The organism is Acinetobacter sp. YH1901141, assembly GCF_013416935.1.
Lineage (GTDB): Bacteria > Pseudomonadota > Gammaproteobacteria > Pseudomonadales > Moraxellaceae > Acinetobacter > Acinetobacter towneri.
On record NZ_VPEY01000011.1, the window covers coordinates 1 to 15,112 of the forward strand.

General features: G+C 42.0%; 12 protein-coding genes. 5 read left to right on the forward strand and 7 right to left on the reverse strand.

Annotated elements, in window-relative coordinates:
• Positions 1-216 precede the first annotated feature (216 nt).
• Both znuD and FTV52_RS07710 read left to right on the forward strand, forming a co-directional pair.
• On the forward strand, positions 217-2,340 hold the full coding sequence (gene znuD, locus FTV52_RS07705) for a zinc piracy TonB-dependent receptor ZnuD (RefSeq protein ID WP_179990475.1): 2,124 nt from the start codon (positions 217-219) through the stop codon (positions 2,338-2,340).
• A gap of 105 nt (positions 2,341-2,445) precedes the next feature.
• The gene (locus FTV52_RS07710) at positions 2,446-3,909 is read left to right on the forward strand and encodes a phospholipase D family protein (protein ID WP_179990477.1); all 1,464 of its coding nucleotides are present in this window, start codon (positions 2,446-2,448) and stop codon (positions 3,907-3,909) included.
• 68 nt (positions 3,910-3,977) lie between these two features.
• Here FTV52_RS07710 and FTV52_RS07715 read toward each other — a convergent pair whose 3' ends face one another.
• Entirely contained in the window at positions 3,978-4,430 is a 453-nt protein-coding gene (locus tag FTV52_RS07715) for a hypothetical protein (protein WP_004975032.1), read from the reverse strand.
• Positions 4,431-4,609: 179 nt separating this feature from the next.
• Here FTV52_RS07715 and FTV52_RS07720 point away from each other — a divergent pair, with 179 nt between their 5' ends.
• Positions 4,610-5,080 carry an RcnB family protein gene (locus tag FTV52_RS07720; RefSeq protein WP_004975035.1) on the forward strand — a complete coding sequence of 157 codons (471 nt, stop codon included), beginning with the start codon at positions 4,610-4,612 and terminating at the stop codon, positions 5,078-5,080.
• Between the two features lie 78 nt (positions 5,081-5,158).
• Here FTV52_RS07720 and FTV52_RS07725 read toward each other — a convergent pair whose 3' ends face one another.
• The 4 genes from FTV52_RS07725 to FTV52_RS07740 form a co-directional block, all read right to left on the reverse strand.
• Positions 5,159-5,668: a phosphate-starvation-inducible protein PsiE gene (locus tag FTV52_RS07725; RefSeq protein WP_004975036.1), complete on the reverse strand. Its 510-nt coding sequence runs from the start codon at positions 5,666-5,668 to the stop codon at positions 5,159-5,161.
• Between the two features lie 138 nt (positions 5,669-5,806).
• Positions 5,807-7,588, reverse strand: a complete 1,782-nt coding sequence (locus tag FTV52_RS07730) for an acyl-CoA dehydrogenase C-terminal domain-containing protein (protein ID WP_179990479.1) — start codon at positions 7,586-7,588, stop codon at positions 5,807-5,809.
• Positions 7,589-7,807: 219 nt separating this feature from the next.
• A complete protein-coding gene (locus tag FTV52_RS07735) occupies positions 7,808-9,610 on the reverse strand; it encodes an acyl-CoA dehydrogenase C-terminal domain-containing protein (protein WP_179990523.1) in 1,803 nt (600 codons plus the stop codon).
• Positions 9,611-9,919: 309 nt separating this feature from the next.
• On the reverse strand, positions 9,920-10,537 hold the full coding sequence (locus FTV52_RS07740; protein WP_179990481.1) for a hypothetical protein: 618 nt from the start codon (positions 10,535-10,537) through the stop codon (positions 9,920-9,922).
• Positions 10,538-10,676: 139 nt separating this feature from the next.
• Between FTV52_RS07740 and baeS the strand changes: the two genes are divergently transcribed.
• Positions 10,677-12,332, forward strand: coding sequence for a sensor histidine kinase efflux regulator BaeS (baeS, locus tag FTV52_RS07745; protein WP_179990482.1), 1,656 nt, complete (start codon positions 10,677-10,679; stop codon positions 12,330-12,332).
• A gap of 20 nt (positions 12,333-12,352) precedes the next feature.
• Complete coding sequence (locus FTV52_RS07750) at positions 12,353-13,039, forward strand: response regulator (RefSeq protein WP_168418565.1); 687 nt, start codon at positions 12,353-12,355, stop codon at positions 13,037-13,039.
• A 108-nt stretch (positions 13,040-13,147) separates the two neighbouring features.
• On the opposite strand, the gene FTV52_RS07755 is transcribed toward FTV52_RS07750, so the two are convergent.
• The gene (locus FTV52_RS07755) at positions 13,148-13,534 is read right to left on the reverse strand and encodes an MmcQ/YjbR family DNA-binding protein (protein WP_168461631.1); all 387 of its coding nucleotides are present in this window, start codon (positions 13,532-13,534) and stop codon (positions 13,148-13,150) included.
• A 107-nt stretch (positions 13,535-13,641) separates the two neighbouring features.
• Positions 13,642-15,087, reverse strand: a complete 1,446-nt coding sequence (locus FTV52_RS07760) for a YdiU family protein (RefSeq protein ID WP_179990484.1) — start codon at positions 15,085-15,087, stop codon at positions 13,642-13,644.
• Positions 15,088-15,112 lie beyond the last annotated feature (25 nt).

Below are 15,112 nucleotides of genomic sequence, written 5' to 3' on the forward strand. Positions count from 1 at the left end.
GAAAGTTGGGTGTATTTCTTCATTGTGTGCTTTCCAATTGCGAGTTGAAAAAGTCTAATGATTCTATGAATACACCTAACTTTTTCAACTAACTACAAATGTGTTGCACTTGGGATTTGAATCTGCGATTTCAATTGATAGTAATCAAATTATTCTTCTATTCTCTTTTGTTATGTTATAACATGTTGTTTTTGTTTTGGGCTGAGTGAAATAGTCATGGCGTTCCATAAGAATTTAATAACAGTTTCAATTTTTGCAGTACTTAGTCCAGCAGCATTTGCCAATACGGATGCTACCAATACACAACTGGAAACGATTCAGCTACAAGCACATCCTTTGGTACAAACTGCAGCAGATTTCGCTGTAGCAGATCATGTAATTGATCAGAAAACGTTGGCAGAGCGTAGCACCACTATTGGTGATGCAATGGCAGATGAGCTAGGTGTCTATTCTAACCAATATGGTTCAGGCTCTAGCCGACCTGTCATTCGTGGGCAAGATGGCCCACGTGTTAAAGTGCTGCAACATGCTTCAGAAACGGCAGATGTTTCTACACTTTCACCCGACCATGCGGTAACGGTAGATCCAATTTTAGCCAAGCAAGTTGAAATTATTCGTGGGCCATCAACCTTACTTTATAGTGCGGGTACCGTAGGTGGTTTGGTCAATGTCACTGACCAAAAAATTCCAACGCAAATGCCAAATAATGGTTTAGAAGGACAAGTCGGTCTGCGTTATAACACAGGCAGTGATGAAAAACTGGCCAGCGCAGGTGTGACCGCAGCAATTGGTGATCAGTTTGCGCTGCGTATAGAAGGTTCTAAGCGTAAGGCTAATGATTACATTACCCCAAACTATTGGGTAGAACATCATAATGATGAAGCAGGACATGACGACCATGATCACGGACATCATGACCCTGCACATGATCATGATGATGAAGGCACGCATTTTGATAAAGCACGTCGTGTAGAGAATACCTTTGCCGAAGGGCAAACGGTGAATATTGGTGGCTCATGGATACATGACCGTGGTTTTGTGGGCGTGTCATACAGTAACCGTCAGGATAAATATGGATTGCCAGGGCATGGTTCTCATGGTGATGAAGATGGCGATCATACACACGAACATACCGCTGGCCCATGGGTGGATTTAGAATCACATCGTTATGATTTGCGTACCGAGCTTGATCAGCCCTTTGCAGGCTTTGATAAACTGCGTGCGCATGCCAGTTTTACTGACTATGAACATGATGAAATTGAAGGTCATGAGGTTGTTAGTAATTTTAAAAACAAAGGTTATGATGCACGTTTGGAATTGGTGCACAAACCCGTTGCAGGTTGGGAAGGTGTATTTGGTACACAATATAGTCAACAACAATTAGATATTATTACTGCTGCCGCGCATGATCATGCTGAAGATGAACATGACGGACATGATCATGCCGTACTTATGCCAAATACGAAAACTGAAAAATATAGCTTATTTGGTTTAGAGCATAAACAATTTGGTGATGTACATGTTGAACTTGGTGCACGGGTTGAACATCAAAAAATTGATGTTGATGCTGATCTAAAAGACTATTCAGATACAGGTGTGTCTGCGTCTGCTGCAGCCAATTGGCAGTTTGCACCCAACTATAAATTGTCGCTTACAGGTTCACACCAGCAACGTTTACCGTTGGCACAAGAGTTATATGCGCAAGGTAAACACTACGCCACAAAAACTATTGAGCATGGTAATGTGAATCTGAGTCCAGAAAAATCGAATAATTTAGAGCTAGGTTTACACTATGAAGCCGACAAATTTGATTATTCGCTGCATGTTTACCATAACTGGTTTGACAACTATATTTATGGACAGGCTCAAGGGGCGAGAAATGAGGAAGGATTCTTAGAACTTGAATATACTCAAGACAAAGCCAAATTCTACGGTACAGAAGCCAAGTTAGGCTATCAGCTGAGCCCAGATTATAAACTCAGTGTGTTTGGTGATTATGTTCGTGGCGAAATAGATAACCAAAATGCACCACGTGTACCTGCAGGCCGTTTGGGAACTAAAGTAGATGCTAACTTTGCCGATGGTTGGTCGGGTATGGCGGAATACTATCGTGTATTTAAGCAAGACAAAATTGCAGCGTATGAACAAGAAACAGAAGGCTATAACATGGTCAATGTTGGCGTAGCTTATGCAGGAAACTATGCCAATAAACAAGATTACCGTGTGTATTTTAAAGCCAACAACTTGTTAGATGATGAAGTCTATTCACATGCATCTTTCTTGTCGCATATTCCACAAGTAGGTCGTAACTTTACTGTGGGCGTTGAATTTGGTTTCTAAAATACAATTTAAGCTTTATGGGATGTCTGCGTGAAAACACAGAAATCCTCTTGAAAATCCAAACAATAAAACCTAGTCTGAGCGCATCGGACTAGGTTTTTTGTTATGCGTATTTTTCAGCGAATTCATCAAAAATTGAATTGGTCGCCTCGGGCGTATGTGGGACTTATTATAAGTTTTCTGGCTTTAGGTTATTTGGCGTCTGCGACCTACCACAGCTTAAAACCATTGCCCGAAGGGCTGAATTACACTGGAAAGTTACGTCATGCGCCTATTAAATTTATTGCCGATCAGACCTATATCGACGCGCAAGGTGTTCAGCAACAACAGCATCAAATTTTTAATGAAATTTTAGAGCTGGTTGATGCAGCACAAAGCACCATTGTATTGGATATGTTCTTGTTTAATCCTGAAGTGGGAACATCTAAACAGCAGCATCAACCACTGACACAGCAACTCACCGATGCTTTAATTCATAAACGTCAGCTGCAGCCAAATATTGAAATCAAAGTCATTACTGATCCCATTAATTCGGTATATGGTGGCATTGCACCTGAACATTATCGTCAATTGCGTCAGGCAGGTATTGATGTGATTGAAACAGATTTAACCCCGCTGCGCGCATCGAATCCGCTGTGGTCGGGGTTTTGGTATCTCTGCTGTCAGGGCATTCCAAATAATGCCGAAAAGGGTTGGCTACCCAGTCCTTTCGGTAAAGATAAAATTACCTTGCGCAGTTATTTCAGCTTGTTCAATTTTAAAGCTAATCATCGTAAAACCATGGTGGTCGATACCGCCGAAGGCTGGAAAGCATTGGTCACGTCGTTTAATCCACATGATGGCAGTTCACGTCATTCTAACAGCGCGTTATTGGTGACGGGCAATACTGCAGTAGATGTGTTGCAAACAGAACAAGCCGTCGCGCGTATGTCGCAGGGTAATCTGTCTGGGGTGATTGTGGGGGAGTTTGAGGCAGATTCGTCTTATCCTCAAGTGCAAGTCATCACTGAACAAGCCATTTTAGAGGCCAGTTTGACACTGATTCGGCAGACCAAAGCGCAAGAACATCTGGATTTGGCAATGTTCTATTTATCGGAGCGACAAATCATCAAGGCACTGATTGCTGCACAACAACGTGGTGTACAGGTACGGGTGTTGTTAGATCCGAATAAAGATGCTTTTGGACGTGAAAAAAATGGCATTCCAAACCGACAAGTAGCGGCAGAATTACATGCTGCAGGGGTGAAGATACGTTGGTGTAATACCCAAGGCGAGCAATGCCACAATAAAATGCTGATGAAATCGAATGCCACACAGGCTGAGTTGATTTTAGGTTCTGCTAATTTCACCGCACGTAATTTAAAAAACTATAATTTAGAAAGCAACTTGCGTGTGGTCGGACAGGTGCAAGACCCTGTATTTCAGGATGCTCAACACTATTTTAATACCGCATGGTCAAACCTTGAGGGTAAAAATATGAGTGTGGATTATGCGGTTTATGCCGATGAGTCGAAGTGGAAATATGCGCTGTATCGCTTTATGGAATGGAGTGGTTTATCGACCTTTTGATTTTTTAATTGTATGCCTTGAACTCAAAAATCCCTCTTATTGAAAGAGGGATTTTTTTGAGCCGAATATTACTTTACAGGATTTGGCGGCACCATTTCATCCAAATCTTTATCACTCATTTGATCTAACTCGGCAATATCGGTTTTGATTTTCCATTGTGCTTCATCATCCACAGGATTCGGTAAACGCGCTTCTAACCAATCACAAACCACATCTGGGCTAAATTCTGGATGGTTGCATTGAATTACCCACGATAAAAAATCTTTGGCTTCACCATTCATATACGGTGGCGGTGAAACAGGTAAGAATTGAGTCGGCAAGCGCTCATCTCTGGAAATATAATTCAGCACATGTCCCAATTCCTGCACAGTTTGCCATGCTAACGGATGTTCTACATCAATTTGAAATTTGAACCACCATGCATGCTGACCGTCTGAACCATAAGCGTCTACACGGGCTTGCTGTACACTCGGAACTTTGCAGAAAAACTGATGAAGGCGGTCAAAATTTAATTCAGGCACGAGGTTTCATCCAATTTCAAAAAAAATGTATCTTAGCATAGGGGCTATAGATATTTCATAAATGGCGAGCCGTGTCGGTGAAATCTGCGGAGACGAAAGTTTAAAATTGCTGATTTTTTATTCATTGTTTATCCTTAATTTGAGCTTAGAATAAAAATATGAAAATAGGAGTGCTAGATATGAAAGTGGCGATTTTAACTGCATTGAGTGGCATGCTATTTTTAGGTGTGTCGATGCAGAGCTTGGCCGAAACCAATCGTTGGGCAGGATATACAGGCGTCAATACACAGCGTGATCAGCATCGTCCTTATTCGCCACAACATCGTCCTGCTTATCCGCAGCATCGACCTTATCATTCACAGCAACCCTATTCCTATCCACCACATTATCCATACCATCAACGACCTGTGCCGCAGTGGGGGCAGCCCACGATTCGTAGTGGCATCAATATTCAATACAATGCGCCAAGTACTGTGCAATATAACCACCAAAGTTACAGTTGGGTAAATGGTGAGCCAAGTAGCGCACATATTGAAAGTTCGACCTATCGTGTGGTGACCGACTGGCAGCACTTGGGTTTACCTGCTCCGCCACGAGGCATGTATTGGATTTTTGAACATGGGCGTTATGTGTTGGTGGCAAATCGTTGAGAAAAAAGTGAAATCATAGACATCAATGCTTCTAGATATTGAGTATCTAGAAGCATTTTTTTGACCTATTTTAGATTTTTACGCCAATTCATCATCTTCTGGGCGAGGGGTTTTGCCTTGTGCTAAAGGCTTTTCACTGTGCTTGTCTCGAATAACGGAAGGGTAATGCCAAGATGCAAAACGCACCACTAAAATTGCAGCGGCTAAAATTAAAATTGAACCAGTAATAATCACTAAATCGAGATCAGCTTTATGGTCGTGTTGAATATCTGAAATTAGCAAACGGGTTAGTGCGGTAATGGCAATATAAATTAAAAAACGTACAGGCATGTGATTGGTTTTAAAATAAATACCAACCATTGCTCCTAGTTCTAAATAGATAAAAAGCAATAAGATGTCATCAATAGTGGCATATTGTTTGATGGTGAAAATATCAATTACCGTATGTCCAGCAGACCAAATGACCATACAGCCAATGATAAAGAGCGCAAGATAATGAAAACTTTCTACAGCCCAATTGCCATATTTGTCTAATAGGCTTTCAACTGCTTGAATATTTTTATCTATTTTTGAACGACGTACTGCCATTTTCACCTCCTGTTTAAGTATGGATATTCAGACTTCAACAAAGGTGATGCAAATTTCATGCACAATTTAGAATAGGGATATAAAATTTAGTACAAAAAAACGCCTGATGATTCAGGCGTTTTTGCGATAATGTATTAATTAAGACTGGTTAGTGAAGTAATCTTCACTGAAGTTCATCACCACTTCTGCACCCGCTTTCACTTTGGTAATGCGTAAAGCCAGTTCTGGCAAAATACGTTGTACAAAGTACAGTGCCAATGACAATTTGTTTTGATAGAACTCACCCTCTTTTTGCTTGGCTGCATTGGCAATGCGCGCAAACATATATGAGAAGCTGAGCAAACCTACCGCATGTAAATAATCAACCGCTGCTGCGTTCGGGAAATCTACATTTTCTTTGGCTGCATTTAAAACGTATTGAGTCACGGATTCAACTTCAGTCGCTGCATCTAAAGTTGCATCTTTAATGAAGTTGAGGTCTGCATCTAAACCATTGGTGAAATCACGGATTTCTGCAATGTATTCTGCAATAAATTCGCCATTACATTTAATGGTTTTACGACCAATCAAGTCTTGCGATTGTACGCCGTTGGTGCCTTCATAAATTTGGGCGATACGTAAATCACGAACACATTGCTCCATACCCCATTCACGGATATAACCATGACCACCGAAGACCATTTGTGAATCAATTACAGCGTTAAATGCAGTATCGGTTAAGTAGGCTTTGGCAATTGGAGTTAACAATGCAACACGGTCATTGGCTTTTTTCACAACTTCTGCATCGGTAGAGAATTTAGTGATATCCAATTGTTGACCCACATATACCGCAAATGCACGCGAAGCTTCATTATTGGCACGTGCATTAAGTAACATACGACGTACATCGCCATGTACCAAAATGCTGTCTGCAGCTTTGTTTGGTGATTTTACACCCGATGCACTACGGCCTTGAATACGGTCAGTCGCATATTGTGCAGCATTTTGATAGGCAAATTCTGATGCGCCTAAACCTTGAATCCCCATAGACAGGCGTTCGTAGTTCATCATGATGAACATGGCAGCCAAGCCTTCGTTTTCTTTACCCACTAAGTAGCCTTTGGCACCATCAAAGTTCATCACACATGTTGCAGAGGCTTTAATGCCCATTTTGTGTTCGATTGAACCTGGGCCTACAGGGTTACGTTCGCCCAATGAACCATCTTCATTCACCAGGAATTTTGGCACGATGAATAAAGAAATACCGCGTGAACCTGCAGGAGCGTCTGGTGTTTTCGCTAAAACTAAGTGAATGATGTTTTCTGCGAGGTCGTGATCACCACCTGTAATGAAGATCTTAGTACCTGTAATGTTATAAGTACCATCTTCGTTGCGTTCAGCTTTAGTTTTAATAATCCCTAAATCTGTACCTGCATGCGGTTCAGTTAAGCACATGGTGCCTGACCATTCGCCAGAGTAGATTTTAGGTAAATACGTTTCTTTCTGTTCTTGTGATGCATAACTGCTTAACGCCATGCCTGCACCGACAGATAGCAGTGGATACAACATGAAGGATGGGTTGGTGGCAAACAGCATTTCATCTGACAATACTGTCAGCATTTTTGGCATGCCTTGACCACCCCATTCTTCATCTGCGCCTAAACCAATCCAGCCGCCTTCGGCATATTGTTTAAATGCTTCTTTAAATCCAGCAGGTGTGGTGACTTCGCCATTGTTATAGGTCGCGCCTTCTTCATCACCGCTACGGTTAATAGGCAACGTCACATTTTGGGCAAATTTTGCCATTTCTTCCAAAATTGCTTCAGCCGTTGCAGCATCAAGGTGAGCGAGGTTTTCATTGTTTTGCCAGAATTGTTCTGCATTGAATACATCATTTAAGATGAATTTCATATCGGCAAGTGGGGCATTATAAATTGGCATGTGAGTTCACCTGTTTATTGTTTGAATCTTGATTCGTTGAGTTCAGTGTAATCTACAATTGTGAATGTTGTAGACCACTAAAGCGAAAGAATGCTTTATTTATAAAGAAAAAGGACTGTCAATGCTATGACCGTCCTTTCTCAATTTCTGTACTCAAGAGTACAACATTTTGAATATCCCGCTAAATATGTTCAATATTTAGCGAGTTTCAATTTTCGCTTAGAAAGCAAAGTGTTCAGCATCTAATGCAAATAGTGGCTCTACACCTGTTGCAATCACGTCTACGTGTGAGCGAACACGTGGCAAGATTTTCTTGAAGTAGAAACGTGCAGTCGTCACTTTAGCATTGTAGAAGTCTACATCGGTTGTGCCTGCTGCAAGTGCTTCTTGAGCGACCAATGCCATACGTGCCCATAGGTAAGCTAGTGTTACATAACCAGAGAAGTACATGTAGTCTACTGCTGCAGCACCTACTTCCTCAGGGTTTTGCATTGCACGCATACCAATTTGCATGGTCAAATCGCCCCATTCTTTATTGAGCGCTGCGAGCGGTTCAACAAATTCTTGCATTGCTGCGTTGTCTTTGTTGGCTTCTGCAAATTTATGGATGATTTTGGTGAAGTCTTTCAACATTGCACCTTGTGTACCCAAAACTTTACGACCTAACAAATCGATTGCTTGAATTTCAGTTGTACCTTCGTACAAGCATGAAATACGTGTATCACGCACAATTTGTTCCATGCCATGCTCAGAAATGAAGCCATGACCGCCGAAGACTTGCACACCATGTTTTGCAGATTCAGAACCTGTTTCAGTTAAGAATGCTTTTGCAATAGGCGTCAATAAAGACAAGATGTTGTCAGAGAACTTACGTTCTTCTTCAGTTGCACCTTGTTCAACGATATCTGCGTGTAGAGACAACAGATACACTAGTGCGCGACCACCTTCAGCAAACGCTTTTTGAGTCAATAGCATATTGCGTACAGCAGGATGCACAATAATTGGATCTGCTTCTTTTTCAGGAGCTTTCGGACCAGAAAGTGAGCGCATTGCTAAACGGTCTTTGGCATAAGTCAACGCACCTTGGAAAGAACCTTCAGATGCTGCAAGACCTTGTACCGCTGTACCGATACGTGCAGTGTTCATGAACGTGAACATGCAGTTTAGACCACGGTTTTCAGGGCCAATCAAGAAACCTTTCGCATTATCAAAGTTGATGACGCAAGTTGCATTGCCATGAATACCCATTTTGTGTTCGATTGAACCACAACGTACACCATTACGCTCCCCTAAAGAACCATCTGCATTCAGGTTGAACTTAGGAACGATGAACAGAGAAATACCTTTAGTTCCTTTAGGTGCACCAGGTAAACGTGCCAATACGATGTGCACGATATTCTCTGCCATGTCATGTTCACCAGCAGAGATAAAGATTTTCTCGCCCGAGATTGCATAGCTTCCGTCGGCCTGAGGTTCAGCTTTAGTACGGATAATACCCAAGTCAGAACCTGCATGAGATTCGGTTAAACACATGGTACCTGTCCACTCACCTGAAACAAGCTTTGGCAGATAGGTTGCTTTTTGTTCATCTGAACCGTGGTGTTCTAAAGTACGTACAGCACCATGAGAAAGACCTGGGTACATGCCCCATGCCCAGTTTGCTGTACCGACCATTTCTGAAATCACGTTTCCTAGAGAAACAGGTAGACCTTGACCGCCGTATTGTTCTTCAGCAGAAAGAGACGGGAAGCCAAGTTCGATATATTTTTGATACGCTTCTTTAAAGCCCGTTGGTGTAGTCACCACGCCATCATTCCAAGTACAACCTTCACGGTCACCGCTTTGGTTGATTGGAGAAAGTTCATTTTCACAGAAATCTGCTGCAGCTTCCAAATATTGGTCAACCAATTCACGGCTTACGTTTTCTTGGAATGCAGGTAATTTTGAATAGTGATCTTCGGCATTTAATAATTCATGCAAAACAAATTGCATATCACGTAAAGGCGCTTTGTATTGTGGCATATCGGTTTCCTCAATACTGGTTTGACCAGCGTTATATTTTAAATGGATTTCAGCGCATGCCTTATTAGACATGCCGTGTTGCATTGGTTGTAATCGTGCAACATCTTCTAATTCGGTACAAGCATTTGCATAGCATTTCTTGGTGACTGTAAAGTCAAAGATTTTTACCTTGAAATGGCTAAGTTGTTTGAGTGTAAATAGTTTTGCTGAATTTGAAATGATACAAATAGTCAAAACCGTAAAGAGATATGTCCAATAAAAAAGGCGCAATTTGCGCCTTTTTTATCTATTTATGCTTTTTAGAGTGGCTTAAGCAGCCTTATCCAGTGCTGAAACAGGTGCTTTAGGCTGGAAGTGAACGATACATTTGCCATCTATTGTTTGTATGCCGACTTTTAGCTGCACGGCTTTACCATCGGTTTGACCTTGGCAGGCTTTGGTCGCAGCTTGTTGACGCGCTTGACGTTCAGCTAAACGTTGATCGTATTGCTGGGTTAACTCAGCACGTTTCGCATCGGTTAGTGGTTCGCCACGATGCATATGCATGCCACGGAATTGACCACGATCGGCTTTATCGGCACGCATTGGGTGATGTTCACCACGTTTCATTTCATCACGGTTCGGTTTAAATGTAATCGCACATGTGCCTTCTAGTGTTTGCTCACCTGCTTTGACTTGGACTGCTGAACCCACCGCTTTGCCATCGCAGGCTTTTTTTATGTCTTGCATGACTTGTTTACGTTCAGTACGCATTTTTTCAAATTGTTTGCGTTGTTCAGGCGTCATGTGACGGTCTTTCTGATAATGACCATGCATATATTGCGACTGCTTCATATCTTTTGGTGCTTGGGTGGATTGACAGGCAGTCAACGCACCTACAGATAAAACGCTGGCAGTGGCTAAAGCAATTTTTGTCATCTTATTCATTCTAAATTCCCCCATACAAGAGCATGTGATTTTGGATGATTAAAGATTAAATAATAAAGATGTAGAAACAATGGAGAGTTTTTTCTAGCACTGTTGGTTACAATGCTCAAAATCGACAAAAAAAGCTGAGATTGCGCTTTTGAAAATTCGCCGTATACCCATCGCATTACGCCTGTTCTTAACAGTGCTGCTGACGACCTTTCTGATTACCACGGTCAGCTTGGGGGTATTGCATGTCAATATGCAGCGAAACTTCAGCAAATATGTGGCCGATGTCGAAATGCAAAAGCTGGACTTGCTCACTCAAAACTTGGCAGAAGTCTATGCGGTATATCACGATTGGGGCAATGCCATTCAGGCGCAAATTCTCCAAATTGAAGGTGAAGCTGCGCCCGATGATTATGACCGTTTATCGCGGTGGTGGTTGCGTCGTCAGTATGACATTGCTTTGCAGCAGCGTTATTTTCAGGAACACACCCTCGCCAATGTCAACTCAAGTGTAGTCGAGCCTGAGCCAGGCAAACGACAAGCCAATGCGGAAGAACTTCGCTGGTTAGAGCTGAATTTACCTTCACAATTTCAGCCATTTGAAGGTTTAGTATTTCCTTTGAGTGCCAATCAGAATGCTTTCCGTCCTGATCGTAAAAATGAAGGACACCAAAACGCGACAGAATCATCTGGAAAAAAACAATTTATTTCGATGCCTGACCGTTTAGGCTTGAGTTCACGCTTATCTTTATATGATGCACAGCGGCAATTTGTAGTGGGAGAGCCTGCTGAAACTCAAATTTCCTATCGTCCAATTATGGTCAATGAAAAAGTCGTGGGCTATTTGGGCTTAAAACCTGTGTTAGATCAGGAAGATGCTTTAAGTATTAACTTTTTTAGTAAACAAACTCGTTATTTATTATTGGTTTATGCTTTAAGTATTTTGGCGAGCTTGATTGCTGCATTGTTGTTGGCGACCTATTTTAAAAAGCCGATTCAGCGTTTATTAAATGGCACACGTGAATTAACCAAAGGCCATTATCAGCATCAGGTCAAGGTCAATCGTAATGATGAGTTGGGTGATTTATCTACCGAATTGAATCATTTGGCGGTGATTTTAGATCAACATGAAACTTCACGTCGTCAGTGGGTGGCAGATACTTCGCATGAATTAAAAACGCCATTGGCGGTGTTGCAGGCGCAAATTGAAGCCATGCAAGATGGTATCCGCAAAGCCACACCAGAGCATTTGGCTGCGATGATGCATCAGGTCAATAATCTGAAAAAACTGACACAGGATTTATCGGACTTGGCGCAAGCCGAAGCCATGCAGCTGAAATGCTATTTCTCGAGCATTGATCCATGGCAAGTGATTGAGCAGGAAATCGAAAGCTTTAAGCCGAAATTTGAACAGGCGCAGTTGGACTTGATCGTGTCGGGTGAAGGCACGCAATTACAATTGGATATAGACCGTTTTAAACAAATTATGCTCAACTTGCTCAGTAATAGTATTCGTTATACCGAAGCGGGTGGGCAGGTGCATATTCACACCAGTCAAAGTGCAACAGAATGGACAGTGTATGTAGATGACAGTCCGTTTGGTTTAAGTGATGAACAATTGGCACGTTTGGGTGAGCGTTTTTATCGTGCCGATGATTCACGTACACGTGCCACAGGCGGGACAGGTTTAGGTTTGGCCTTATCGGTCAAAATTGCCAAAGCATTGGGCGGAGAGTTAAGTTTTGCTCATTCACCATTGGGTGGTTTACGCTGCAAATTAAGCTTTCCAAAAACAATCAAATCTTGAAGGACTTTAAGGAATCGTGCATGAAACATATCTTGCTGGTTGAAGATGAAATTGAACTGGCCCAATTGGTACGAGATTATTTAGAAGCTGCTGGTTTTGAAGTCAGTATGTTTCATGATGGGCAAGAAGCTTATGACAGCTTTTTGCAGCGTAAACCAAGCCTGATGATTTTGGATTTGATGGTACCACGCATGGACGGCCTGACCATTTGCCGCAAAGTACGTGAACAGTCCGATGTGCCAATTATTATGGTCACCGCCCGAACAGAAGAAATTGATCGGGTGCTGGGTTTAAACATGGGGGCAGACGATTATGTTTGTAAGCCTTTTAGTCCAAAAGAATTGGTCGCGCGCGTGCAAGCGGTTTTGCGTCGCTTAGAACGCAAAGTTGAGCCTGAAAGCAATGATTTATTCCGCATGGATAAAGCGCAGCAGCGTATTTGGTATCAGCAAAAAACCTTGAATTTGACCCCGACCGAATTTCGTTTATTGGAATTGTTTTTAGAGCATGTGGGGCAGGTGTATTCAAGAGCGCAATTGCTAGATCATATTAACCCTGACAGTTTTGAAGTAGCTGACCGTGTGATTGATAGCCACATTAAAAACTTACGCCGTAAAATTTCTGACGCTGCCGAAACAGGTAATCGGCATGAATGGATTCAAGCAGTGTATGGTGTAGGCTATCGCTTTGAGTATCCAGAAGAGTAAGTCTCAGGTATAGAAAAAGCGAATCTTGGAAGATTCGCTTTTGTTTTCTTAGTTAGATATTATGTTGAAAAAGTGCAGAGCAAATAGCTTTAAAAAATTTTTATTGACTCAAGTTGCACTACGCAAAAGCTCAATCCGTTGTCTTTCTACTTTCTTTAATTTTGCGACTACCAGCTCATAAGAATTTAAGACCAAATCTTGCACCAGTTGTGCATCTAAGTCCTCATCTGCAAAAATTGAAATCCAGTGCTGTTTGTTCATGTGCCAACCTGTTCGGATATACGGATAAAAATCGCGTAGCATGGCACCATGTTCAGGCTGCACTTTTAGATTGATGATGGCATGACCATTTAAATACAAACTCAGCATAAACACTTTATCAACCACCTTATGCACCAAACAGCCATCGCCAAAAGGTTCGCTTAAGCTCACTTCAGGTAATTTTTCTGCGGTATTGGCAGCAAGTTGATGCAGTGATTTCTGTGTTTGTGCCATTCATCTTTACCTTAAAAGTTTATCCTGTGGATAACCACAGCTTTTTCCACAGAAAATGTGTATAACTTTGCTGGAATTCTAAACGTCCTTTGGCGAGTGCATCAGTATTAAGATGAACAACTCACCATCACTTCTGGCACATCACTTGGCAAAGGCGCTAAATCTTCAGGTGTTTCCAATGCTGTTTGCTGAATATATGGCTGGCTGAGTAAGTTAAATAAACGCTCAACTTCTGAAAAATCATCACGCTCTGCTTGCTCAATCGCCTTTTGTGCCATGTGATTGCGCAAAATATAGTGAGGGTTTACCTGTTGCATTGCAGCATCTAAATCATCGGTGTCTTGATATTCACGAATCTGTAAATACTGCGCTAAAAAGCTTTCCCACTGACGACGATCCAAACAATCATCCAGTATTTCTGTGTATTGTTTATTTTGTAGGCGGATAAAGCTTTGGGTGTAATCCAGTTGCTCACTTTGCAAAATGCGTAAGAAGTTGGTAGCGCAGTCAAAACTGTCTTTGTGGAAACTTGGTAGTCCCATTTTTTCACATAAACCAAGTTTGTAATGCTCTAAAAAAGTCGGTTCAAAATGCTCTAAACATGCTGCCAGTGCTTGTTTCCAGTGTTCTTTCTGATCTGGGTTTTGCTCAAGTGGAATTAAATTATTTAACCAGACCCATAAATTCCAGTGTGCTACGCTGGGTTGTTGTTGGTAGGTATAACGTCCTTGATAGTCCGAATGATTGTTGATCCAATTGGGACGAAAACGCTCCATAAAGCCATAAGGACCGAAATCGAGTGTTGAACCTGTGATATTTAAATTGTCGGTGTTCATCACGCCATGCGCAAAACCGACCAGTTGCCACTTTGCAATCATGACAGCGGTACGTTGAATGACTTTCGTAGCAAAAGCGAGTATCGGCTGTTCGGTTGCCAAGCATTCTGGGTAGTGCCATTCAATACACTTTTGCACAAATTCAGGCAGTAATTCAGGTTGATAATGATTGATCCATTCAAAATGTCCCAAGCGAATATGACAGTCTGATGTGCGTAATAGCATTGCACCAAGTTCTAATTTTTCACGTTGTACGCCTTGAGTAGATGAGGTAAATCCAACGGCATTGCTTGATGGCACACCCAGCGCATTTAAAGCATGACCTGCCAAATATTCACGAATCACTGAACGTAATACTGCACGTCCATCTCCCATACGTGAATAAGGCGTTGCACCTGCACCTTTTAAATGTAGATCGATGGTACGTTGATGTGTGTCCAAAACTTGCGCAATGAGTAAACCGCGTCCATCTCCCAATTGACCTGCCCACTGACCAAATTGATGTCCTGCATAGACCATTGCCAAAGCAGGAAATTCTTTAAACGTGGTTTGTCCGCTGCAAATTTCAACCCATTGTTGTTGTTCCTCTGCTGTCCATTGCAGTTCTTTTGCCAATGCAGCATTAAAGTGTCCTGCTTTTGCACCTTTTAAAGGTAAAGGCTGCTGCATGTGATAAAGACGGGCGGGCAGGGTCGGATAACGTGGATTAAATTGCATGATGATGAAGCGCTTGGCACAAAGT

Excerpts from the sequence above, each read along its gene's own strand:
- FTV52_RS07735 (WP_179990523.1), bottom strand. The coding sequence starts at position 9,610 with ATGCCACAATACAAAGCGCCTTTACGTGATATGCAATTTGTTTTGCAT.
- FTV52_RS07740 (WP_179990481.1), bottom strand. The coding sequence starts at position 10,537 with ATGAATAAGATGACAAAAATTGCTTTAGCCACTGCCAGCGTTTTATCT.
- FTV52_RS07710 (WP_179990477.1), top strand. The coding sequence starts at position 2,446 with ATGCGTATTTTTCAGCGAATTCATCAAAAATTGAATTGGTCGCCTCGG.
- FTV52_RS07720 (WP_004975035.1), top strand. The coding sequence starts at position 4,610 with ATGAAAGTGGCGATTTTAACTGCATTGAGTGGCATGCTATTTTTAGGT.
- FTV52_RS07725 (WP_004975036.1), bottom strand. The coding sequence starts at position 5,668 with ATGGCAGTACGTCGTTCAAAAATAGATAAAAATATTCAAGCAGTTGAA.
- FTV52_RS07755 (WP_168461631.1), bottom strand. The coding sequence starts at position 13,534 with ATGGCACAAACACAGAAATCACTGCATCAACTTGCTGCCAATACCGCA.
- FTV52_RS07730 (WP_179990479.1), bottom strand. The coding sequence starts at position 7,588 with ATGCCAATTTATAATGCCCCACTTGCCGATATGAAATTCATCTTAAAT.
- FTV52_RS07760 (WP_179990484.1), bottom strand. The coding sequence starts at position 15,087 with ATGCAATTTAATCCACGTTATCCGACCCTGCCCGCCCGTCTTTATCAC.
- FTV52_RS07750 (WP_168418565.1), top strand. The coding sequence starts at position 12,353 with ATGAAACATATCTTGCTGGTTGAAGATGAAATTGAACTGGCCCAATTG.
- znuD (WP_179990475.1), top strand. The coding sequence starts at position 217 with ATGGCGTTCCATAAGAATTTAATAACAGTTTCAATTTTTGCAGTACTT.